Genomic DNA, 22,955 nt, shown 5'->3' on the forward strand with positions numbered 1-22,955 from the left:
GCCTACGCCACGGGGACGGCTGCGGCGTACCTCGCCGCGAGGGTGCGCAGGTGCGCCACCAGCTCGGGCGGCTCGGAGACGTGGAAGTCGAGACCGAGCATGCCGATCCACACCGCGACCGTCTCCACGCTGTCGGCCCCGGTGACGAGCACGCAGTGGCCCTCGTCCACCGTCTCGACCACCCCCACCGTCGGGTTGATCCGGCGCAGCACCTCGTCGGCCGGCGCGTCGACCGCGATGCGGCAGTGCACGTTCCAGCCCGAGAACGCCACGTCCCGGAGGACGAACGCGGCGTAGTCGCCGCCGTCGAGCGGGTCGGGCGAGAAGCGACCGGCACCCGGGGTGCGCAGCTCCAGCCAGTCCGCGCGCAGCGCCTGCCACCGCCCGTCGTGGCGCCTGCGGACCACGACGTACCAGCGCTGCTGCCAGCTCACGAGGCGGTACGGGTCGCACTCGATCCGCTCCTCGACGTCGGGACCCGGCCGGTAGAACAGCCGCAGGCCCTCGCGGTCGCGGACCGCGGTCGCCAGGTCGGCGAGGAGGGTGACGTCGACCGGCGGGGCCTCCACGTTGGTCGCGGTGTCGGACGGACCCACGTCGGTGCTCTCGGTGAGCGCGCGCACGCGTCGCCACAGCCGGTCGGGGAGCACGTGCTGGAGCTTCGCCAGGGCGAGCGCGCCCGCGTCCTCGATGCCCCGCACCGCCGCGACGCTGCCGAGCCCGACCGCGACGGCGACCGCCTCGTCGGCCTCGAGCAGGAGGGGAGGGAGGCGTCCCCGGTCACCGAACCGGTAGCCGCCGGCCGCCCCGCGGACGGCCTCGACCGGGTAGCCGAGCTCGCGCAGCCGCTCCACGTCCTTGCGCACGGTGCGTTCGCCCACGCCGAGCAGCTCGGCGAGGTCCGGTCCGGTGACGATCGCCCGGGCCTGCAGGTGTCCGAGGAGGGCGATGAGTCGGGACGACGTCTGGAGCGACATGGCACCTCCTGAGAAGGTCGGGCACGGGCGGTCAATCAGGGCCGATCCGTGCCGGATTCGTTCCTACCGTACCGGCATGACCACTCACCAGAACACCGACGACCTGACCTTCCGACACTTCACGGTCTCGATCCCGCAGGACGCGATCGACGACCTCCACGACCGGCTCGCCCGCACCCGGTTCGCCGCCGAGCCCGCTGACTCCGCGGGCACCGACGACTGGTCCGCCGGCGTGCCGGTGACGTACCTCCGCGAGATGGTCCAGCACTGGCGCGACGACTTCGACTGGCGCGCCCAGGAGCAGCGGATGAACGCCTACCCGCAGCTCCTCACCGAGATCGACGGCCAGACGGTTCACGTCGTCCACGTCCGCTCGGCCAACGCGGACGCAGTCCCGCTGCTCCTGCTCCACACCTACCCGGGCTCGTTCGTCGACTTCCTCGACCTCGTCCCGCACCTGACCGACGACTTCCATCTCGTGATCCCGACGATTCCCGGTGTCGGCTTCAGCCAGCCGCTCACCGACGGCGCGTGGGACTCGCGGCGCATCGCCGTCGCGTGGGACCGGCTGATGCGCGGTCTCGGCTACGAGTCGTACGGCGCCCACGGCTCCGACAACGGCGCGATCGTCGCGCGCGAGCTGGCCATGCTCGCCCCCGAGGGCTTCCTCGGCGCCCACGTCCTGCAGCTGTTCTCGTTCCCGTCCGGCGACCCGGCCGAGTTCGAGAAGATGACGCCGGCCGACTACGCCGCGCTGGAGTTCGCCGGCTGGTTCCAGACCGTCAACGGCTACGCCACGATGAACGCATCGCGCCCGCGCACGATCGCTGCCGCGCTCAGCGACTCCCCGGTGGGACAGCTGGCCTACAACGAGCTGTTCGAGAGCTTCGGCAACGGCACCTCGCGGGTGACCCGCGACCAGGTGCTCACCCAGGTCACCCTCTACTGGCTCACCAACAGCAGCGGAGGCGCCGTCCAGGCCTACCGCGCGGAGCAGGCCGTCGAGCCGCGGGTCAACCACGGGCGGATCGGGGTCGCGGTCTTCGCCGACGACTTCCGCACGATGCGGCCCTTCGCCGAGCGGGACAACACCGACATCGTGTCGTGGACCGAGCACCCCGAGGGTGGCCACTTCGCCTCGATGGAGGTCCCGGCGGAGCTCGCCGCGGCCATCAGGGCCTTCTACGCCTGACCGGAGACGCGTTCGTCCGTGGGGTCGGCCGGGTGACCGGCTAGCCTCGCGGACGATGATCCTCATCGACCCGCCCGCCGTGCCGCGCTGGGACCGGCTCTGGTCCCACCTGGCCAGCGACACGTCCTACGAGGAGGTGCACGCCTTCGCCGCCCTGCACGGCGTGCCCGCCCGCGGCTGGGACCGCGACCACTACGACGTCCCCGCCGACGCGTACGACGCGCTGGTGGCCGCGGGCGCGGTCCCGGTCACCTCGCGCCAGCTCGTCGCGTCACTGCGGGCAGCAGGTCTTCGTCGACCGAAGGCCCGGTTCCGCAGCCAGGGCGGGACCAGCGCTGGCTAGGGTGGCGCTCGTGTCGGACGAGAGCACACCCCAGCACCGGGTGGAGAGGAATCGACCCACGCGCCTGCGCGCGCTGGCGGACTTCTACCCCGACGGCATCCTCGGTGCGAGTCGCGAGGGCGTGGTCACCATCCTCAACGCCCAGGGAGCCGCACTGCTCGGCGTCGACGTCGAGGACGCCAAGGGCCTGCCGCTCTCGGACGTGCTGCGGCTGCTCGACCAGGACGGCCGCACCTGGCTCGACGTGAACCGGCCCTTCGACGCCATCTCGATCACGCGCGGTGTGCCCGAGCAGTCGTGGCTCAACGCCTCCGGGGACGAGGTGCTCACCACCGCGCGCCTGGTCCGCGAGGATCCGCTCGGCCGCGTCGTCGGCATCGCGGTCGGGCTGCGCAGTGGTCGCGGTCGGGCGCGGCTCGACCGTGAGCGCTCGGACCTCGTCGCCACGGTCGCCCACGAGCTGCGCTCCCCCCTGACGGGGGTCAAGGGCTTCGTGCAGGCGCTGCTGAACCGGTGGGACAAGCTCACCGACGACCAGCGCAAGCTGATGCTGACCACGGTGAACGCCGACGCCGACCGGCTGGCCCGCCTCATCGCCGAGCTGCTCGACGTCGCCCGGATCGACACCGATCGCCTCCAGCTGTATCCCCGCGAGTGCTCGGCCGAGGTGCTCGTGCGCCGCGTCGTCGACTCCATCGAGGCCGGGACCGCGCGCGACATCAGCCTCGAGGTCGAGGACGAGCTGCCCGCACTGTTCGCGGACCCGGACAAGTTCACCCAGGTCGTGACGAACCTCGTCGAGAACGCCGTGCGCCACGGCCAGGGCCAGGTCAGCGTCCGGCTGGCGGCGTCGCCGGCCCTCGCAGGCGTGCGGCTCACGGTCGACGACGAGGGCGAGGGCATCCCCGTGGAGCTGCGCAAGCGGGTCTTCACCAAGTTCTGGACCACCGGCACCTCCGGTGGCACCGGGCTCGGGATGTACATCGTCGGCGGACTGTCGCGCGCCCACGGGGGATGGGTCACCATCGACGACGCACCCGGGGGCGGCGGCCGGGTGATGGTCGACTGGCCGAGCGAGGACCAGCGGCCCGACTGACCTCCACACAACCTTCACGAGTCGTCCCCGCCACCGACCCACCCGCACTCCTAGGGTCGTTCCATGACCTCCACGACGCCGCCCGCGCCCAGGCCGAGGACCGCCCTGGTGGTGGAGGACGAGCGCACCATCAACGACGCCCTCGCCCAGCGCCTCCGCGCCGAGGGCTACACGGTCGAGCAGGCCTTCGACGGCCCGAGCGCGGTCGAGAGGGCCGCTGCCGTGCGGCCGGACGTCGTGCTGCTCGACGTGATGCTGCCCGGGTTCGACGGCCTCGAGGTGTGCCGTCGCATCCAGGCCGCACGTCCCGTGCCTGTGCTGATGCTCACCGCGCGCGACGACGAGGCCGACGTGCTGGTCGGGCTGGGCGTCGGTGCCGACGACTACCTGACCAAGCCCTTCTCCATGCGCGAGGTCGTCGCCCGGGTCGCTGCCCTGCTGCGACGTGTCGACCGGGCGGCCGAGCTGGCCGACGAGCGGCCCGCCGCCATCGAGGTCGGCGGCGTGCGGATCGACCCCGGCGCGCGGCGTACGACGGTCGCCGGCGAGCCGGTCCACCTCACGCCGACGGAGTTCGACCTCCTGCTGTGCCTCGCCCGGGCGCCGGGCCAGGTGCTCAGCCGTGAGCGGCTCCTGCGCGATGTCTGGGACTGGGGCGACGCCTGGGCCAGCGTCAGCGCGACCCGCACCGTCGACAGCCACGTCAAGGCGCTGCGCAGCAAGGTCGGTGCAGCACGGATACGCACCGTGCACGGGGTGGGCTATGCGCTGGAGGCCCTGTCGTGAGCTCCCGGACCTCCACCCCGCTCGACACGGTCTCGAGCCTCAAGGTGAAGCTCGGGCTGCTCGTCGTCGCCTCGGTCGTCGTCGCCGTGCTCCTCAGCCTGCTCGGGTCAGCAGCCAGCGTCTCGCCGCTGCTGGTCCTGCCGGTCAGTGTCGCGCTCGCACTCGGTGTGACGCAGCTGCTGGCGGCCGGGATGGTGGCGCCGCTGCGGCGGATGACCGAGGTCTCGCGGGCGATGGCGCGCGGCGACTACACCGGACGGGTGCGCACCTCGTCGACCGACGAGGTCGGCCAGCTCGCCGCCGCCTTCAACCGGATGGCCGAGGACCTCGCGACCGTCGACCGCGAGCGGCGCGACCTCATCGCCACGGTGTCGCACGAGCTGCGCACGCCGCTCACGGCCATGACCGCGCTGCTGGAGAACCTGGCCGACGGCGTGGTGCCCGCCGACTCCGAGCACCTGGGCGCCGCGCTCGACGAGGCCGAGCGCCTGGCCCGCCTGGTGGACGACCTCTTGCAGCTGTCCCGGCTGGAGGCCGGGGTGGTCGAGCTCGACCGGGCGCCGGTCGACCTCCGGTCGCTGGTCGAGGAGTCCGTCGCGCAGGTCGGCGCCGCCGGACGTACCGGCACGTTCGACGTCGACGTGCCCGCGGACCTCGCGGTCGAGGCGGACCAGTCGCGGCTGCGCCAGCTGCTCGTCAACGTCCTCGACAACGCCGGGCGGCACGCACCGTCCGGGACCGACGTACGTGTCACCGGGGGCACCGGCGGGGGGCGCTGGTGGCTCGAGGTCGCCGACGACGGAGGCGGCGTCGCGCCGCAGGACCGCGAGCGTGTCTTCGAGCGGTTCGGGACCGACGGCGGTGGCGGGACCGGTCTCGGCCTCGCAGTCGCCCGCTGGGTCGCGCAGCTCCACGGGGGCACCCTGCGGTTCGTCGACCCCGAGTCGGGCCAGGGTGCGCGGCTGCGGCTCGACGTGCCGACCCGGTGGGAGCGGCGTGCAGCCGCGGTCGTCGCGGCGCCCGCCCGTGCGTCTTCCGCGAGTGCGGTGGCACACGTCGTGGCCCCGCCGGTCGCGGCGCCGGGGCGGCAGCCCGAGCTCGCGAACCTCTTCGGCGAGTTCTGGCCCGAGCCGAGCCTGCCCTCGGGCCTGCGCACCGTGGTCGCGTCCGCGCTCGCGGGACTGGTCGCCGGCATCGCACTCTCGTTCACCGCGGTGGGCGTCACCTGGACCCTCGTCGCCGTGACGTGCGGGGTCGCGGCACTCCTGACCGCGCGCCGGCGGCGCGAGCCGTGGACGCTCGCGTGCGCTGGGCTCGCGTTCGTGCTCGTGCTGCCGATGACGTTCCTGGACGCATGGTGGATCGCGATGCTGTGCCTCGTCGTCGCGGCGGCGGTGTTCCTGTGCGGGGTGACCGGCGCGCGGACGCTCCCCGGGATCCTGCTGTCGGGGGCGTCGTGGCCGCTCGCGTCGGTGCGCGGCCTGCCATGGTTCGGAAGGTCGCTGCGGATCGCCGGCTCGAGCTCCCGCATGCCTGCGTTCGTGCGCACGGCGTTCTGGTCGCTGCTCGGCCTCGGGGTCTTCGGCACGATCTTCGCCAGCGCCAACGAGGTCTTCGGGTCGTGGGTCGACGAGCTCGTCCCCAACCTGACGTTCAACGACCTCGTCGGGCGGGCCTTCCTCGCCTGCTTCGTCTTCGCCGCCACCCTCGGCGCGGCGTACCTCGCCCTCAATCCCTCCGACGTCGAGACGATGGGCGACCGGCGGCCCACGCCCCTGGCCAACCGGTTCGAGTGGCTGGTCCCGGTGCTGGTGGTCGACGCCGTCTTCGTGGCGTTCATCGCCGCGCAGGCCCGCGCGCTCATCGGCGGCCGCGACTACATCGAGGAGAACACGTCCGCGCTGACGTACGCCGACTACGTCCACCAGGGCTTCGGCCAGCTCACCCTCGCCACGGCGCTGACGGTGCTGGTGGTGTGGCTCGCCGCCCGCCGTGCCGGTCGCAGCGCGGTGGACCGGCGCTGCCTGCTCGGGTCGCTCGGCCTGCTCTGCGCCCTCACCCTGGTCGTCGTGGCGTCTGCGCTGCGCGGGATGGCGGTGTACCAGGACGCGTACGGCTTCACGACGCTGCGCCTGTTCGTCGACGTCTTCGAGGGTTGGCTCGGCTTCGTGGTCCTCGCGATCATGGTCGCTGGGCTGCTCGGGCGCGCCAGCTGGTTGCCGCGGGTCGCGCTCGTCTCCGGCGCCGTGGCCCTCCTCGGCCTGGCCGCGATCAACCCCGACGCCTGGGTCGCCGGCCGCAACCTCGACCGCTACGAGGCGACCGGCAAGCTCGACCTGCGCTACCTGCAGACGCTCTCCGCCGACGCGGCGCCGGCCATCGCCGACCGGCTGCCGCCCGAGGTGTCGCGATGCGTGCTGCAGGACATGCCGTACAACGAGATGCGAGCCGAGGTCCTCGACGACCCGCGCGCGTGGAACCTCGGCCGCACCCGCGCCGAGGGGCCGCTCACCGACCTGGGCCTGCTGCCCGCCAGCGAGCGGACGGCGTACGGCGACGGGGCGAGCGTCCCGGCTGACGAGTGCAGTGACGTCTGGTCGTCGTTCGGGGAGTAGCATCGCCCTCGTGGACACGAGCCTGCGATTTCTGCGCCCCGGACCTGGTCCGTCGGGCAGCTGACGTCACCGGGTCCGGGGAGTCCCCGTCCGACCCGACGCTCACCCACTTCTAGAATCTGCGGCGAACTGCTGTCGCCGCGCGAAAGCCACGTCCCAGATCTTGCGGCGACCCTGGTAGCGCCGCGCGAAAGAGAGCCATGTCCGGCCCCAACACCGACTACGACCCCGTCGAGGTGACCCCGCTCAAGGCCGACCAGGTCGAGGCGATGCGTGAGGCGGCGCTCGCCGCGATCACGGACGCCGCCGACCTCGACGCCCTCAAGCAGGTCCGGCTCGACCACGCCGGCGACCGCTCGCCCCTCGCCCTCGCCAACCGCGAGATCGGCGCCCTGCCGCCGCAGGCGCGCAAGGAAGCCGGTCAGCGCGTCGGCCAGGCTCGCGGTGCCGTGAACCAGGCGCTCGCCGCCCGGCAGTCCGTCCTCGAGGCCGAGCACGAGGAGCGGATGCTGGTCGAGGAGACCGTCGACGTCTCGCTGCCGACGACGCGGAGCCGTCGCGGCGGACGGCACCCGCTGACCCTGCAGTCCGAGCTGATCGCCGACCTCTTCGTGGCCATGGGCTACGAGGTCGCCGAGGGCCCGGTGGTCGAGGCCGAGTGGCTCAACTTCGACGCCCTCAACCTCGGGCCGGACCACCCGGCGCGCACGATGCAGGACACCTTCTGGACCGAGCCTGCCGACGACCACGTCGTGCTGCGCACCCAGACCTCGCCCGTCCAGGCGCGGACGATGCTGACGCGCAAGCCCCCGATCTACGTCGTCTGCCCGGGCCGCGTGTTCCGCACCGACGAGTACGACGCGACCCACTCGCCGATGTTCCACCAGGTCGAGGGCCTCGTGGTCGACGAGGGCATCACCATGGCGCACCTCAAGGGCACCCTCGACCACTTCGCCTCGCAGCTCTTCGGCGACGGGATCACCACGCGCTTCCGGCCGTCCTACTTCCCGTTCACCGAACCGTCGGCCGAGGTCGACGTGCTCTGCTTCGTCTGCCGCAACGTCGAGCCGCAGTCGTGCCGCACCTGCCGCGGCGAGGGCTGGATCGAGTGGGGCGGCTGCGGCGTGGTCAACCCGCGGGTGCTCGTCGCCTGCGGCGTCGATCCCGAGGTCTACAGCGGCTTCGCCTTCGGGATGGGCATCGACCGGTCGTTCATGTTCCGCCACGACCTGGAGGACCTGCGTCCGCTCTTCGAGGGCGACGTCCGGTTCAGCAGCGCGTTCGGCACCGAGATCTGAGAGGGGAGGGCGACACGATGAAGGCACCCCTGTCCTGGATCCTGGACCTCGTCGACGTACCCGCCGGCACCACCACCGAGGAGATCACCGACCGGCTCACGCTGACCGGCCTCAAGCTCGAGGCGATCGTCAGCCCGGGTCGTGAGATCACCGGCCCGCTGGTGATCGGCCGCGTCCTCACGATGGAGCCCGAGCCGCAGAAGAACGGCAAGACCATCAACTGGTGCACCGTCGACGTCGGCGACGCCAACGGCACCGGTGAGCCGCAGGGCATCGTCTGCGGGGCGCACAACTTCGCTCCCGGCGACCTCGTCGTCACGGTGCTCCCCGGCGGCGTCCTCCCGGGCGGCTTCGAGATCGGCGCCCGCAAGACCTACGGGCACCTCTCCGCCGGCATGATCTGCTCGGCCCGCGAGCTCGGCCTCGGGGAGGACCACGACGGCATCATCGTGCTGCCGCCCGACGCCGGTGAGCCCGGTCAGGACGTGCGGCCCGTGCTCGGCCTCGACGAGGAGACGATCGAGTTCGAGGTCAACCCCGACCGGGCCTACGCGCTCTCCCTGCGCGGCATCGCGCGCGAGGTGCTCGTCTCGGTCGACGGGGCGAACGGCTTCCGCGACCCGGCGCTGCGTGACACCCCGCCGACGAACGACGACGGCCATCCGGTGGTGGTCGAGGACGCCGAGGGCTGCCCGGTGTTCGTGGCCCGGCGGGTCGACGGCTTCGACCCCGCTGCTCCCACGCCGGACTTCATGGTCCAGCGCATCACGGCGGCCGGCATGCGGCCCATCTCGCTCGCGGTCGACGTCACCAACTACGTGATGCTCGAGACCGGCCGTCCGATCCACGGCTACGACGCGGACAGGGTGCGGGGCGCGATCGTCGTACGTCGTGCGCGCGAGGGCGAGAAGCTCACGACCCTCGACGGGACGGCGCGCACGCTCGACACCGGCGACCTCGTCGTCACCGACGACTCCGGCATCATCGGGCTGGGCGGCGTGATGGGCGGCGAGACCACCGAGATCTCCGACACGACCACGTCGATCCTGGTCGAGGCGGCCCACTGGGACGCGGTGTCGATGTTCCGCACCGGTCGGCGCCACAAGATCACCTCCGAGGCCGGCAAGCGCAACGAGCGCGGCGTCGACCCGACCATCTGCGAGGCCGCCGCCGACCGTGTCGTCGAGCTCCTCGTCGAGCACGGTGGGGCCACGGCCCACCCGGGCGTCACCGTCGTCGGCACCCCTCCGGCGATGCCGGTCGTCGAGGTCGCCGGCGACCTGGCGGCCCGCGTGTCGGGGATGGAGATCACCGAGGAGCAGTCGATCGAGTGCCTCCGCGCCGTCGGCTGCCAGGTCTCGGCACCGGGGGGAGGCTCCGGCACCCTGTCGGTCACGCCGCCCCCGTGGCGGCCCGACCTCACCGACGCCCAGGACTTCTCCGAGGAGGTGATCCGGCTCGTCGGCTACGACAAGGTGCCGTCGGTCCTGCCGACGCCCCCGTCGGGTCGCGGACTGACCCGTCCGCAGCAGCTCCGGCGCCGGATCGGACGGACGCTGGCCGGTGAGGGCTTCGTGGAGGTGGTGACCTTCCCGTTCGTCGGCGAGGCCGACCTCGACGCGCTCGGGCTGGCCGCCGACGACCCCCGCCGCGACCTGCTCCGCCTGTCCAACCCCCTCAGCGCCGAGGCGGGCTTCATGACCTCGACGCTGCTCCCGGGCGTGCTGCGCGCGGCCGGCAAGAACGTCGGGCACGGCACCACCGACCTGGCGATCTTCGAGACCGGCACCGTCACGCTGCCGCGCCATGCCGGGCCGGCGGCGATCCTGCCGGTGGACCGGCGCCCGACGGACGCCGAGCTCGAGGCCCTCGACGCCGCACTGCCCGCCCAGCCGCTCCACCTCGCGCTCGTCGGCGCCGGTGACGCGGTGTCCGGCGGCTGGTGGGGCGAGGCCCGCCCCTTCTCGTGGGCCGACGCGGTCGAGGCCGTACGCGCGGTCGCTGCTGCACTCGGCCTCGAGGTCGACGCCTCCGCCGTCGAGCTCGCCCCGTGGCACCCCGGTCGCTGCGCCGAGCTGTCGGTCGACGGCGAGGTCATCGGCCACGCGGGCGAGGTCCACCCGACGGTGTGCCAGGCGTTCGGCCTGCCGAAGCGCACGGTCGCCGCCGAGGTCGACCTCGACCTGCTGATCGCGCGGTCCGTGCACCTCCGGACGGCGCCCACGTTCTCGTCGTACCCGGTCGCGAAGGAGGACGTTGCGCTCGTCGTCGACGCCGCCGTCCCGGCCGCCGACGTGGAGGCCGCGCTGCGGGAGGGCGCCGGCGAGCTGCTGGAGTCGGTCCGGCTCTTCGACGTCTACACCGGCGACCAGGTCGGCGAGGGGAAGAAGTCCCTCGCCTACGCGCTGCGCTTCCGCGCGCCCGACCGGACCCTCAAGGAGGGCGAGGCGGCCGCGGCCCGCGACGCCGCCGTCGCGCTCGCCGCCGAGCGCACCGGCGCCGTCCAGCGCGCCTGAGCGGCGCTCGGTCGGACGCCGACTGGCCCTTGAGTCTCCAGGAGACTCAAGGGCCAGTGCGCGTGTTGCCGCAGGTCAGCGGCGCTCGCAGGAGCGGCGCACCTCCGCGACGCACCGGTCCCGACCCTGCTGGCCATCGGCCCGGTCCCGCCCGGACGCGCCCAGCAACGTGTCGTCGCCCCTCCCGCCGAGCAGGCGGTCCCGGCCGGCACCACCCAGTACGACGTCGTCGCCCCCGTTGCCCCGGACCAGGTCGTCACCGGGTCCGCCGACGAGCCTGTCCGCGAGGTGTCCGCCGCGGAGCTCGTCGTCCCCGGCGCCACCTCGGACAACCGCGGGCCGCGGGTTGCGGCCGGCGCCCGCCGACCCGATCGTGGTCAGGACGTCATCGCCACCGCGTCCGTCGAGGCGGATCTTCTTGCGGCCACCGACCTTGATGACGTCGGGGCCGTTGCTCCCGACCACGTCGACGTCGTCGGCGAGCACGACGGCCTTCTCCCAGACGTCGATCGTCGAGGAGTAGCGGACGGTCGCGTCGCGACGCACCTCGCAGTCGTAGGTGGATCCGAGCCGGACCACGGAGGAGCGGCACCAGCCACCGCCGTGCAGCATGTCGCGCCCGGCACCGCCGATCATCGACCCGCTCGCCGAGTCCCACATGTCGAGTCGGTCGTCGCCCCCGCTCAGGTCGATGTCGAGGCGCCGCTCGGGGTCGAGGGGCACGCTGCTGCTGCCGTCGTCGGTCCGGACCTCGGGCCAGTAGGTGACGCGCTCGTCCGCGTCGGTGCCGCTGAACGACGTCCGCACGTTGGGGAACGTCAGCTGGTAGTCGGCGACCTCGCCGGACCAGCGCAGCACGGTGGTGCCTCCGGCCGTCACGGTCCCGCTCGGAGCGTCGATGGCGACGTCGCCGACCCAGCCCTCGACGAAGGTGAGGAAGTTGCTGCCGGCACCGAGGTCCAGGGAGCCACCGACCTGCTGTCCGGCCCACTCGACCCGGTCGTCGCCCGTGCCGGTGGCGACCACGTCGGGGTTCGCGGCGCCCGGCGCCTCCGAGCCGGTGGCCACGTAGTCGTTGCCGCCACGGGTGTCGATCACGTCGCGCTCGGTGTCGGTGGTGTCCCCGCCGAGCCCCGGCCCGGCATAGACCACCTCGTTCGTGTCGCCGCCCACGAACGTGTCGGCGCCGGCGCCGAGCATGACGGTCGCGTCGCGACGGCTGGAGGTCGTCTCGCTGTGGACCACGTCGTCGCCCGGACCGGTGTCGAGGAAGAGGTACCTCTTCACGCTGTCGGCAGCGGTGAAGCGGATGCACACGACGTCGTTGCCGGCGCCTGTGGTCACGGACTTCTGGCCGGGCCCCACGACCATCACGTCGTCGGCGTCCGTGCCGGTGTCAGCCTGGGTCGTCACCGGCTTGCCCTGGCAGGTGACCGGCTCGGCGCCGGCCGGCGCTGCCGGGACCAGGGCGGCGATGGTGAGGCTGGACAGGACTGCGGCGACGGATCGGTACTGCATGCGAATGACCTCCGAGACGGGCATGGTGCGTACGCCTCGGGAGACGCACCGGCCGCCCCGGATGTTGTCGATCAGTTGATCGGCGACTCCACGATCGCCGTGAAGCGCTCCAGCACGCCCCGGTCCCCGGCAGCCGAGACCTCGTCGTCGCCGCCCCGGTTCCACAGCCACAGGTCGAGCGCGGCGGCCGGACCGTCGACCACGACGTCCGGCTCGGCGTCGGCGTCGTCCGGTGCGGGCACGACGTGGAAGTCCTCCTCGTCGGCGTAGGACGTGCCGCTGTCGGGGTCGGTGCCGGAGAAGACCCCGAACTGCAGCCAGAACGACTCGCCCGTGTCGGTGGCGTCGACCCGCACGGTCCCCTCGCCGGCCTCCCACGAGCCCCACGGCGGCATGCCGCCGTACATCACGTCGAGGCACTCGTGCACGCCGTCCGCCGCCAGCACTGCGTCGAGCTCGGTCGTGGCGCGGGCGGCCTGCTCGGCGTCCACACGGTGCACCCGGGCCTCGTGCGCCTGCCGCCGCAGGATGAACCCGACCGTGTGGTCGTCCGACCAGTTCCACGCCTCCTCCCGCGGGTCGGCGCCGTCGAGCGCCTCGGCCAGCCCGGCCGACCATTCGTCGAAGGTGCGGAGCAGGTCGTCGTACGCCTCGGGGCGCGGCGGGTCGGTCTCCTCGGGACGCGCCGGCCTCGAGGTCAGCACCTCGGTCCACCAGCGCTGCACAGTGGCGAGGTGCCAGAGCAGGTCGGCGGCGTCCCAGTCGGGGCAGGCCGGGACGCGGGCAGCCGGGTCGCACCCGGCCAGCACGTCGCGGAAGCGGGCGGACTCGGCCCGCAGGTGGTGGAGGTAGACGTCGGGGGACAGGCGGGTGTGGAGTGGGGTCACCCGTGCACCGTAGGGGACGCCGCCGACGCTGCGCTCGCCCGTTGTCGACCCCGGTTCAACGGAACATGCACTGCAATGTATAGTCATGCATATGACCGCATCAGTCGCCGTCGCCGGAGCCAGTGGGTACGCCGGTGGAGAGGTCCTGCGCCTGCTCTTGGGCCACCCGGGCGTCGAGGTCGGGGCGGTGACGGCCGGTTCCAACGCCGGTGAGCGTCTCGGCTCGCTCCAGCCGCACCTGCTCCCGCTCGCGGACCGGGTGCTGGCCGAGACCACGGTCGACACCCTGGCCGGGCACGACGTCGTGGTCCTGGGGCTGCCGCACGGCCAGTCCGCCGGGATCGCCCGGGCGCTCGGCGACGACACCGTCGTCATCGACTGCGGCGCCGACTTCCGGCTCACGGACCCGGGGGAGTGGCAGGCGTTCTACGGCGGCGAGCACGCCGGCTCGTGGCCGTACGGGCTCCCCGAGCTGCCCGGCCAGCGCGACCTGCTGCGCGGCGCGCGGCGGATCGCCGTGCCGGGCTGCTACCCGACCGTCTCGACGCTTGCGGTGGTCCCGGCGCTTGCGGCCGGCCTGGTCGAGCCCGACGTCACCGTCGTCGCCGCCTCCGGCACGAGCGGCGCCGGCAAGGCCGCCAAGCCGCACCTGCTCGGCAGCGAGGTGATGGGCAACGCCAGCGCCTACGGCGTCGGCGGCACCCACCGCCACACGCCCGAGATCGTGCAGAACCTCACCGGGGTCCACGGATCCCCGGTGACGGTCGGCTTCACCCCGCTCCTCGTGCCGATGTCGCGCGGCATCCTCGCGACCGTCCAGGCGCCCCTGCTCGACGGGGTCACCGCGGAGCAGGTCCGCGACGCCTACGCCACGACGTACGACACGGAGCCCTTCGTCCACCTGCTGCCCGAGGGCCAGTGGCCGCAGACCCAGTCCGTCCTCGGCTCCAACGCCGTCCAGGTCCAGGTGGCGGTCGACGAGCGCGTACGACGACTCGTGGCGGTGGCCGTGGTCGACAACCTCGCCAAGGGCACCGCCGGCGCCGCCGTCCAGTGCATGAACCTCGCCCTGGGCCTCGACGAGGCCGCCGGGCTCACCACGATCGGAATCGCACCCTGATGAGCGTCACCCACCCCAGCGGCTTCACGGCCGCCGGCGTCGCGGCCGGACTCAAGTCCACCGGCGCCAAGGACCTCGCCCTGGTCGTCAACCAGGGCCCCACCCACGACTCCGCCACCGTCTTCACCGCCAACCGCTGCAAGGCCAACCCCGTGCTGTGGAGCCAGGAGGTCGTCAAGGACGGCACCGTCAAGGCGGTCGTCCTCAACTCCGGCGGCGCCAACTGCTACACGGGCCCCGAGGGCTTCCAGACCACCCACGCGGTGGCCGAGAAGGTCGCCGACGGGCTCGGCATCGGCGCCATCGACGTCGTCGTGTGCTCGACCGGCCTGATCGGGCTCGCCAACGACCGCGACGACCTCCTGGCGGGCGTCGAGGCTGCCACCGCCGCGCTGTCCGCGGACGGGGGCGCCGACGCCGCCGAGGCGATCATGACCACCGACTCGGTCAGCAAGAACACCGTGGTCGAGGGCGCCGGCTGGTCGATCGGCGGGATGGCGAAAGGCGCCGGCATGCTGGCCCCGCAGCTGGCGACGATGCTGGTCGTGATCACCACGGACGCGGTCGTGCCCGCTGCCGACCTCGACGCCGCGCTCCGTGCCGCCACGCAGGTCAGCTTCGACCGCCTCGACTCCGACGGCTGCATGTCCACCAACGACACCGTCACGGTCATGGCCAGCGGTGCCAGCGGCATCACGCCCACCCCGGAGGACTTCACCGCCGCGCTCACCCAGGCCTGCACCGACCTCGCGATGCAGCTGCTCAAGGACGCCGAGGGCGCCGACCACGAGATCGCCATCACCACGCTCCACGCCGCTTCGGAGGAGGAGGCCGTCGAGGTGAGCCGCAGCGTCGCTCGTAGCAACCTCTTCAAGGCCGCGGTCTTCGGCAACGACCCCAACTGGGGTCGGGTGCTCGCCTCCATCGGCACCACGCAGGCACAGTTCGACCCGGCCGACCTCGACGTCGCGATGAACGGCGTCTGGGTCTGCCGGCAGTCCACCCCGGCCGAGGACCCGGCGTGCGTCGACCTCACCGGCCGCGAGGTGAGCGTGACCATCGACCTCAAGTCCGGCGACGCCCGCGCCACCGTCTGGACCAACGACCTCACCCACGCCTACGTCCACGAGAACAGCGCCTACAGCTCATGACCCAGCCCACGCCCGAGACCGTCCAGAACCCGCGCCGCCCCGACCCGGCCAAGGCCCGCACGCTCGCCGCGGCGCTGCCGTGGCTCAAGCGCTACCACGGTCGCACGATCGTGGTGAAGTACGGCGGAAACGCGATGACGGACGACTCCCTCAAGGTCGCCTTCGCCGAGGACATCGCGTTCCTCCGCTTCGCCGGCTTCAAGCCCGTCGTCGTCCACGGCGGTGGACCGCAGATCTCCCGGATGCTCGACAAGCTCGGCATCCGCTCCGAGTTCCGCGGCGGCCTGCGGGTGACGACCCCGGAGGCGATGGACGTCGTCCGGATGGTGCTCGTCGGCCAGGTGCAGCGCGAGCTCGTCGGCCTCATCAACCAGCACGGCGCCCTGGCGGTCGGCCTGTCGGGGGAGGACGCCGGACTCTTCCGCGCCGTCCCCACCAGCACGGTCGTCGACGGCGCCGAGGTCGACCTCGGCCTCGTCGGCGAGGTCGCCGAGGTGCGCCCCGAGGCGGTGCTCGACCTCATCGAAGCCGGCCGGGTGCCGGTGGTCAGCTCGGTCGCACCCGACGTCGACGGCCAGGTGCACAACGTCAACGCCGACACGGCGGCGGCGGCCCTCGCGGTCGCGCTCGGCGCCGAGAAGCTGCTGGTCCTCACCGACGTCGAGGGCCTCTATCGCGACTACGGCAACTCCGACGACCTCATCCAGGAGATCAGCCCCGAGGCGCTCGGCGAGATGCTGCCGTCCCTCGACGCGGGCATGGTGCCCAAGATGCGGGCCTGCTACGAGGCCGTCACCGGCGGGGTGCCGCGCGCCACGGTCGTGGACGGCCGCGAGCCCCACTCCGTGCTCCTCGAGATCTTCACCGACGAGGGTGTCGGCACCCAGGTGCTCCCCGGGGCCGTCACCAAGCTGCGCAAACCCTACGCCGCGGAGGAGGCCTCATGAGCGACATCCAGGACCGCTACACCGGCGCGGTGATGAACACCTTCGGCCCGCCCGCGCTCGCGCTGGTCCGCGGCGAAGGAGCGCACGTGTGGGACGCCGACGGCAAGGAGTACGTCGACCTGCTCGGCGGGATCGCCGTGAACGCCCTCGGGCACGCACACCCCGCGCTCGTCGAGGCCGTCACCACCCAGCTCGGGACGCTCGGCCACGTGTCGAACTTCTTCGCCACCGAGCCCCAGGTCGCCCTCGCCGAGCGACTGGTCGGACTCCTCGGCTGGTCCGAGGACGCGCGCGTGTTCTTCAGCAACTCCGGCACCGAGGCCAACGAGGCGGCCCTCAAGCTCACCCGCCGCACCGGCCGCACTCGGCTGGTCGCCGCCGAGGGATCCTTCCACGGTCGCACGATGGGTGCGCTGGCCCTCACGTCGAAGGCCGCCTACCGCGAGCCGTTCGAGCCCCTGCCCGGCGACGTCACCTTCGTGCCGTACGACGACGTGGCCGCGCTCGAGGCCGCCGTCGACGACACCGTCGCCGCTGTCGTCCTCGAGCCGATCCAGGGAGAGGCCGGCGTGGTCGTGCCGTCGGGCGACTACCTCGCCGCCGCCCAGCGGATCGCCCACGACCACGGCGCGCTGCTGTGGCTCGACGAGGTGCAGACCGGCGTCGCTCGCACCGGCGCGTGGTTCGCCCACCAGCTGGTCGACGGCGTCCGGCCCGACGTGGTCACGCTCGCCAAGGGACTCGGCGGCGGCATCCCGATCGGCGCCACCGTCGCACGGGGTGCGGCCGCGACGCTGCTCCAGCCCGGCAATCACGGCACCACGTTCGGCGGCAACCCCGTCGCGACCGCCGCGGCCCTCGCCGTCCTCGACACGATCGAGGCCGAGGGGCTGTCGGGTGCCGCTGTGACCCGTGGCGCCCAGCTCGAGGCGCTGCTGCGCAAGCAGACCGGTGTGGTCGAGGTGACCGGAGCGGGCCTGATGCGCGGCGCCGAGCTCGACGGCCCCTACGCCACCCAGGTAGTGGCGGCCGCGCGCGACGCCGGCTTCATCCTCAACGCCACCGGCCCGACCCGCCTGCGGTTCGTGCCGCCGCTGGTGCTCACGGCAGCTGACCTCGACGCCCTCGACGCGGCCCTGCCCGTCGTCCTCGACGCCGCCCGTGCGGCAGCACAGGAGTCCACTCCATGACCCGCCACTTCCTCCGCGACGACGACCTGTCGCCCGACGAGCTGCTCGAGGTGCTCGACCTCGCCGACCGGATGAAGGCCGAGCCGTTCGACCACAAGCCGCTCGCCGGCCCGCGCACCGTCGCCCTGGTCTTCGACCGCCCGACCCTCCGCACGCAGGTGTCGTTCGCCGCCGGCATCGCCGAGCTCGGCGGCAACCCGATGACCGTCGACGGCGGCCTCGCCGCGATGGGGTCCCGCGAGGGTGTCGAGGACGTCGCCCGCATCCTCGGCCGCCAGGCGGCGGCCGTGGTGTGGCGGACGGCCCACCAGGGCGACGTGGTCACCATGGCGGCGTACGCCGGCGTGCCCGTGCTCAACGCGCTCACCGACGAGTTCCACCCCTGCCAGCTCCTCGCCGACCTGCAGACCGTCCGGGAGCACAAGGGCAGGCTGGCCGGCGTCCGGGTCGCGTTCGTCGGCGACGGCGCGTGCAACATGGGCAACTCCTGGGTCCTGGCCGGAGCCTCCGCGGGCATGCACGTCGTGGTGGGTGCACCGGAGGGCTTCACCCCCGACGCCCACGTCGTCGCGCGGGCGCGCGAGATCGCGGAGGGCACCGGGGGGTCCATCGAGCTCACGACCGAGCCCGTCGAGGCGGTCACCGGCGCCGACGTCGTGGTCACCGACTCGTGGGTCAGCATGGGTCGCGAGGAGGAGTCCGAGGAGCGGCTGCGGATCTTCCCGCCCTACGGCGTGACCGACGACCTGCTGTCCCACGCCGCCCGCGACGCGATCGTCATGCACTGCCTGCCGGCCTACCGCGGCAAGGAGATCTCCGAGGAGGTCATCGAGGGTCCGCACTCGGTCGTCTGGGACGAGGCCGAGAACCGTCGGCACGCCCAGAAGGCCGTGCTGACGTGGCTGCTGGAGAAGTCATCATGAGCGCCATGACCCCGCTGACGAAGAGCGCCCGCCACCAGCGGATCATCGACATCGTGACCGCCCACCCGGTGCGCTCCCAGACCGAGCTCGCCGACCTCCTCGGGGACCACGGCGTGCGCGTCACCCAGGCCACGCTGAGCCGCGACCTCGTGGAGCTCGACGCGGTCAAGGTGCGCAACACCGACGGCGCCCTGGTCTACGCCGTGCCGGGGGAGGGCGGCGACCGCACCGTCTCCGCGCCGCGCGAGACGGCGGCCGGGCGCGACCGGCTGGCGCGCCTGTGCGCCGAGCTCCTCGTCAGCGCCGAGGCCAGCGCCAACCTCGTCGTGCTGCGCACGCCGCCCGGCGCGGCGCAGTTCCTCGCCAGCGCCTTCGACAAGGCCGACCTGGGCGACATCCTCGGCACCATCGCGGGTGACGACACCCTGCTCGTCATCGGCCGCGACCCCGCAGGCGGTGACGCCCTCGCCCAACGGTTCCTCGACCTGGCCAACGACGCGCGCCACGCCTCCTCCTCGACCACCACCCCGAACACCAGCACTGCAAAGGACTCCCAGTGAGCAAGGTCCTCACCTCCCTCCCGGTCGGCGAGCGCGTCGGCATCGCGTTCTCCGGCGGCCTCGACACCTCGGTGGCAGTCGCCTGGATGCGCGACAAGGGCGCCGTCCCGTGCACCTACACCGCCGACATCGGCCAGTACGACGAGCCCGACATCTCCGGCGTCCCGTCCCGCGCGATGCAGTACGGCGCCGAGCTGGCGCGCGCGGTGGACTGCAAGACCCAGCTCGTCGAGGAGGGCCTCGCCGCCCTCGCGTGCGGCGCCTTCCACATCCGCTCCGGTGGCCGGGTCTACTTCAACACCACGCCGCTGGGTCGCGCCGTCACCGGCACGATGCTGGTCCGCGCGATGCACGACGACGGAGTCAACATCTGGGGCGACGGCTCGACCTTCAAGGGCAACGACATCGAGCGGTTCTACCGCTACGGCCTGCTCGCCAACCCCGACCTGCGGATCTACAAGCCCTGGCTGGATGCCGACTTCGTCACCGAGCTGGGCGGTCGCCACGAGATGAGCGCCTGGCTCACCGAGCACGGCCTGCCCTACCGCGACAGCCAGGAGAAGGCGTACTCCACCGACGCCAACATCTGGGGTGCCACCCACGAGGCGAAGACCCTCGAGCACCTCGACGTCTCGCTCGAGACCGTCGACCCGATCATGGGCGTGAAGTTCTGGGACCCGTCCGTGACCATCGAGACCGAGGACGTCACGATCCGCTTCGACCAGGGCCGCCCGGTCGCCATCAACGGCACGCACTACGACGACCCCGTCGCGCTGGTCCACGAGGCCAACGCGATCGGCGGACGCCACGGGCTGGGGATGTCCGACCAGATCGAGAACCGCATCATCGAGGCGAAGTCGCGCGGGATCTACGAGGCGCCGGCGATGGCGTTGCTCTTCGTCGCCTACGAGCGGCTGGTCAACGCGATCCACAACGAGGACACCGTCGCGCAGTACCACAACGAGGGCCGCAAGCTCGGCCGCCTGCTCTACGAGGGCCGCTGGCTCGACCCGCAGGCGCTGATGATCCGCGAGTCGGTCCAGCGCTGGATCGCCTCCCTCGTCACCGGGGAGGTCACCCTCCGGCTGCGGCGCGGCGAGGACTACTCGATCCTCAGCACGAACGGCCCGGCGTTCTCCTACCACCCCGACAAGCTGTCGATGGAGCGCACCGACAACGCCGCCTTCGGCCCCACGGACCGCATCGGCCAGCTCACGATGCGCAACCTCGACATCGCCGACTCGCGTGCCAAGCTCGAGCTCTACGCCGCCCAGCCGCTCGACCAGGGCCAGGTGCTCGTCGAGAACGGCACCCTCTACGGTGCCATCGAGGCCGGGGGCTACGACAAGATCACCGACAACCCGGCCACCCAGGCGGCCGACGAGTCCGCCCTGGAGAGCGCGGCGATGGAGTTCGGGACCGACTGATGGCAGACACAGCAGCCACGACCGGCAACGGCGGCACCACCAACGAGGGCTCGCTGTGGGGTGGCCGCTTCGCGAGCGGCCCTTCGCCCGAGCTCCAGGAGCTGTCGCGCTCGACGCACTTCGACTGGCAGCTCACGCCCTACGACCTCGCCGGCTCCCGGGCGCACGCCAACGCCCTGCACCGGGCTGGGCTGCTGACCGATGCCGACCACGCCGAGCTGCTGCGCGGGCTGACGGTGCTGGGGGAGCGGTACACCGCCGGTGAGCTGCTGCCGGCGCCCACCGACGAGGACGTCCACGGCGCCCTCGAGCGGCTGCTCCTGGAGGAGGTCGGCCCCGAGGTCGGCGGCCGGCTGCGGGCGGGCCGCTCGCGGAACGACCAGGTCGCCACGCTGTTCCGGGCCTACCTGCGCGACCACGCGCGCACCATCGCGGGCCTGGTGCTCGACCTGGTGGACGTGCTCGCGGCGCAGGCGGGGGAGCACCTCGTACCCGGGCAGGAGAGCGTGATGCCCGGTCGGACGCACCTCCAGCACGCCCAGCCCGTGCTGCTGTCCCACCACCTGCTGGCCCATGCCTGGCCGCTGCTGCGCGACGTCGAGCGACTGCGCGACTGGGACGCACGCGTCGCGAGCGACTCGCCGTACGGCTCCGGTGCTCTCGCGGGACAGACGCTCGGGCTCGATCCCGAGGCGGTCGCGGCGGAGCTCGGGTTCGCCGGTTCATCGGCCAACTCGATCGACGGGACGTCCTCGCGCGACTTCGCGGCCGAGTTCGCCTTCGTCGCCGCCCAGGTGGGCGTCGACCTCTCGCGCCTCGCCGAGGAGGTCATCCTCTGGACGACCCGCGAGTTCGACTTCGCGACGCTGCACGACTCCTGGTCGACCGGGTCGAGCATCATGCCGCAGAAGAAGAACCCCGACATCGCCGAGCTCGCCCGCGGCAAGTCCGGCCGGCTGATCGGCAACCTGTCCGGGCTGATGGCCACGCTCAAGGGGCTCCCGCTGGCCTACAACCGCGACCTCCAGGAGGACAAGGAGCCGGTCTTCGACTCCGTCCGGACGCTCGAGGTGCTGCTCCCCGCCATGACCGGGATGGTCGCGACGCTGACCTTCAACGCTCCCCGGATGGCCGAGCTCGCGCCGGAGGGATTCTCGCTCGCCACCGACGTGGCCGAGTGGCTGGTGCGCGAGGGGGTGCCGTTCCGTGACGCCCACGAGGTCGCGGGAGCGTGCGTACGACGGTGCGAGGAGCTCGGCTGCGACCTGCCCGACCTCACCGACGAACAGCTTGCGGGCATCTCGCCGTCCCTGACGCCGGAGGTCCGCACCGTGCTGACCGTCGAGGGCTCGGTCGCCTCCCGCTCGGGACGGGGCGGTACGGCACCCGACCGCGTCCGCGCACAGCTCGACGAGGTGCGCACGACGACCACCGGACACCGTGACCGACTGGGCTGAGGGCGACCCGCTCGAGGTCGCACCCCGCCTGCTCGGTGCGGTCCTCACCCACGGCGGCGTCTCGGTGCGCCTCACCGAGGTGGAGGCGTACGCCGGCCCGCTCGACCCCGGCTCCCACGCGCACCGCGGGCAGACCGCACGCAACGCGGTGATGTTCGGCCCGCCCGGCCGGCTCTACGTCTACTTCGTCTACGGCATGCACTTCTGCGCGAACCTCGTCACCGGTCCTGAGGGTGACCCCGGCGCCGTGCTGCTGCGGGCGGGGGAGGTGGTGGCCGGTCACCACCTGGCGCGGGAGCGCCGTCCGTCGAGCAGCGACCGCGACCTGGCCAGGGGCCCGGCCCGGCTGTGCCGGGTGCTCGGCATCGACCTCGCGCACAACGGGATCCGTCCCGAGCTCGTCCCGGGCGAGCCTCCTGCCGACATCAGCACCGGACCGAGGGTCGGACTTCGGCTCGCGGCGGAGCGTCCGTGGCGGTTCTGGATCACCGGAGACCCCACCGTCAGCACGTACCGTCCGGCCGCCCCGCGGCGTCGCGCAGGCCGCTGACCTGCGGTTATGCGTTGGGGGCACCCCCGGTTTTGCATGGTCCGGGAGGAGGGTCTAATGTTCTTCCTGTCGCCGCAAGCGGCGCCGCCTCCTGGCCAGAAGGTCAGCTGAAGCGGAGACCAGCTGCGACCACCACCGAAGCGCCGAGCTCACGAGTTTGACGGTGAGAGAAGCGCCCGGTAAGTTTCTGCAGGTTGCCCCGCGACCGACCCGGCCCAGCCGGTGAGGATCGGGTGCGTCTGATTCTTGAGAACTCAACAGTGTGTTTGATTAGTCGACGAATTAGTTTGTTATGCCCCGTTGACATCGGCGTTTGCTCATCATTTTTGGTGGTGGGTGTTGGTGTCGCGGTTTCTTTGACAATGATTCTGGCGATGCCTCTGACTGTGATGGTTGGGGGTG

At 72.5% G+C, this 22,955-nt stretch carries 19 protein-coding genes; 16 read left to right on the forward strand and 3 right to left on the reverse strand.

Translation table 11 applies throughout. The features are described 5' to 3' along the window. Positions 1-2: 2 nt before the first annotated feature. Complete coding sequence (locus AC3A3L_RS21410; RefSeq protein WP_487642066.1) at positions 3-977, reverse strand: helix-turn-helix transcriptional regulator; 975 nt, start codon at positions 975-977, stop codon at positions 3-5. A gap of 76 nt (positions 978-1,053) precedes the next feature. On the opposite strand from AC3A3L_RS21410, the gene AC3A3L_RS21415 reads away from it, so the two are divergent. The 7 genes from AC3A3L_RS21415 (at position 1,054) to pheT (ending at position 10,823) form a co-directional block, all read left to right on the forward strand. Continuing rightward, positions 1,054-2,169, forward strand: coding sequence for an epoxide hydrolase family protein (locus AC3A3L_RS21415; protein ID WP_487642067.1), 1,116 nt, complete (start codon positions 1,054-1,056; stop codon positions 2,167-2,169). Between the two features lie 55 nt (positions 2,170-2,224). Next, entirely contained in the window at positions 2,225-2,512 is a 288-nt protein-coding gene (locus tag AC3A3L_RS21420) for a DUF4031 domain-containing protein (protein ID WP_487642068.1), read from the forward strand. Between the two features lie 10 nt (positions 2,513-2,522). Then, positions 2,523-3,608 (forward strand): sensor histidine kinase, encoded by a 1,086-nt coding sequence (locus tag AC3A3L_RS21425; protein WP_487642069.1) that lies wholly within the window; start codon positions 2,523-2,525, stop codon positions 3,606-3,608. A 63-nt stretch (positions 3,609-3,671) separates the two neighbouring features. Continuing rightward, positions 3,672-4,394, forward strand: coding sequence for a response regulator transcription factor (locus tag AC3A3L_RS21430; RefSeq protein ID WP_487642070.1), 723 nt, complete (start codon positions 3,672-3,674; stop codon positions 4,392-4,394). Next, positions 4,391-7,009, forward strand: a complete 2,619-nt coding sequence (locus AC3A3L_RS21435) for a DUF4153 domain-containing protein (RefSeq protein WP_487642071.1) — start codon at positions 4,391-4,393, stop codon at positions 7,007-7,009. The genes AC3A3L_RS21430 and AC3A3L_RS21435 overlap by 4 nt, the downstream gene beginning before the upstream one ends. Positions 7,010-7,209: 200 nt before the next feature. Beyond that, a complete protein-coding gene (pheS, locus tag AC3A3L_RS21440; RefSeq protein ID WP_487642072.1) occupies positions 7,210-8,307 on the forward strand; it encodes a phenylalanine--tRNA ligase subunit alpha in 1,098 nt (365 codons plus the stop codon). A 17-nt stretch (positions 8,308-8,324) separates the two neighbouring features. Continuing rightward, positions 8,325-10,823: a phenylalanine--tRNA ligase subunit beta gene (gene pheT, locus AC3A3L_RS21445; RefSeq protein ID WP_487642073.1), complete on the forward strand. Its 2,499-nt coding sequence runs from the start codon at positions 8,325-8,327 to the stop codon at positions 10,821-10,823. A 75-nt stretch (positions 10,824-10,898) separates the two neighbouring features. Here pheT and AC3A3L_RS21450 read toward each other — a convergent pair whose 3' ends face one another. Together AC3A3L_RS21450 and AC3A3L_RS21455 are read right to left on the reverse strand one after the other, a co-directional pair. After that, complete coding sequence (locus AC3A3L_RS21450) at positions 10,899-12,341, reverse strand: hypothetical protein (protein ID WP_487642074.1); 1,443 nt, start codon at positions 12,339-12,341, stop codon at positions 10,899-10,901. Between the two features lie 71 nt (positions 12,342-12,412). Then, a complete protein-coding gene (locus tag AC3A3L_RS21455) occupies positions 12,413-13,228 on the reverse strand; it encodes a maleylpyruvate isomerase N-terminal domain-containing protein (RefSeq protein ID WP_487642075.1) in 816 nt (271 codons plus the stop codon). A 91-nt stretch (positions 13,229-13,319) separates the two neighbouring features. Here AC3A3L_RS21455 and argC point away from each other — a divergent pair, with 91 nt between their 5' ends. The 9 genes from argC to AC3A3L_RS21500 are packed head-to-tail and all read left to right on the forward strand — an operon-like array spanning position 13,320 to position 22,553. Then, a complete protein-coding gene (gene argC / locus AC3A3L_RS21460) occupies positions 13,320-14,348 on the forward strand; it encodes an N-acetyl-gamma-glutamyl-phosphate reductase (RefSeq protein ID WP_487642076.1) in 1,029 nt (342 codons plus the stop codon). After that, complete coding sequence (gene argJ / locus AC3A3L_RS21465) at positions 14,348-15,499, forward strand: bifunctional glutamate N-acetyltransferase/amino-acid acetyltransferase ArgJ (RefSeq protein WP_487642077.1); 1,152 nt, start codon at positions 14,348-14,350, stop codon at positions 15,497-15,499. The genes argC and argJ overlap by 1 nt, the downstream gene beginning before the upstream one ends. Beyond that, positions 15,496-16,446, forward strand: a complete 951-nt coding sequence (gene argB, locus AC3A3L_RS21470; protein ID WP_487642078.1) for an acetylglutamate kinase — start codon at positions 15,496-15,498, stop codon at positions 16,444-16,446. Before argJ ends, argB begins: the two co-directional genes overlap by 4 nt. After that, positions 16,443-17,636, forward strand: a complete 1,194-nt coding sequence (locus AC3A3L_RS21475; protein ID WP_487642079.1) for an acetylornithine transaminase — start codon at positions 16,443-16,445, stop codon at positions 17,634-17,636. The genes argB and AC3A3L_RS21475 overlap by 4 nt, the downstream gene beginning before the upstream one ends. Beyond that, positions 17,633-18,559: an ornithine carbamoyltransferase gene (argF, locus tag AC3A3L_RS21480; protein ID WP_487642080.1), complete on the forward strand. Its 927-nt coding sequence runs from the start codon at positions 17,633-17,635 to the stop codon at positions 18,557-18,559. Before AC3A3L_RS21475 ends, argF begins: the two co-directional genes overlap by 4 nt. Beyond that, positions 18,556-19,119 carry an arginine repressor gene (locus AC3A3L_RS21485; RefSeq protein WP_487642081.1) on the forward strand — a complete coding sequence of 188 codons (564 nt, stop codon included), beginning with the start codon at positions 18,556-18,558 and terminating at the stop codon, positions 19,117-19,119. Before argF ends, AC3A3L_RS21485 begins: the two co-directional genes overlap by 4 nt. Further along, positions 19,116-20,546, forward strand: a complete 1,431-nt coding sequence (gene argG / locus AC3A3L_RS21490; RefSeq protein WP_487642082.1) for an argininosuccinate synthase — start codon at positions 19,116-19,118, stop codon at positions 20,544-20,546. Before AC3A3L_RS21485 ends, argG begins: the two co-directional genes overlap by 4 nt. Beyond that, positions 20,546-22,003, forward strand: a complete 1,458-nt coding sequence (gene argH / locus AC3A3L_RS21495) for an argininosuccinate lyase (RefSeq protein ID WP_487642083.1) — start codon at positions 20,546-20,548, stop codon at positions 22,001-22,003. The genes argG and argH overlap by 1 nt, the downstream gene beginning before the upstream one ends. After that, positions 21,987-22,553, forward strand: a complete 567-nt coding sequence (locus tag AC3A3L_RS21500) for a DNA-3-methyladenine glycosylase (RefSeq protein WP_487642084.1) — start codon at positions 21,987-21,989, stop codon at positions 22,551-22,553. The genes argH and AC3A3L_RS21500 overlap by 17 nt, the downstream gene beginning before the upstream one ends. Positions 22,554-22,955 lie beyond the last annotated feature (402 nt).

This window comes from Nocardioides sp. Soil_C_8 (assembly GCF_057656315.1).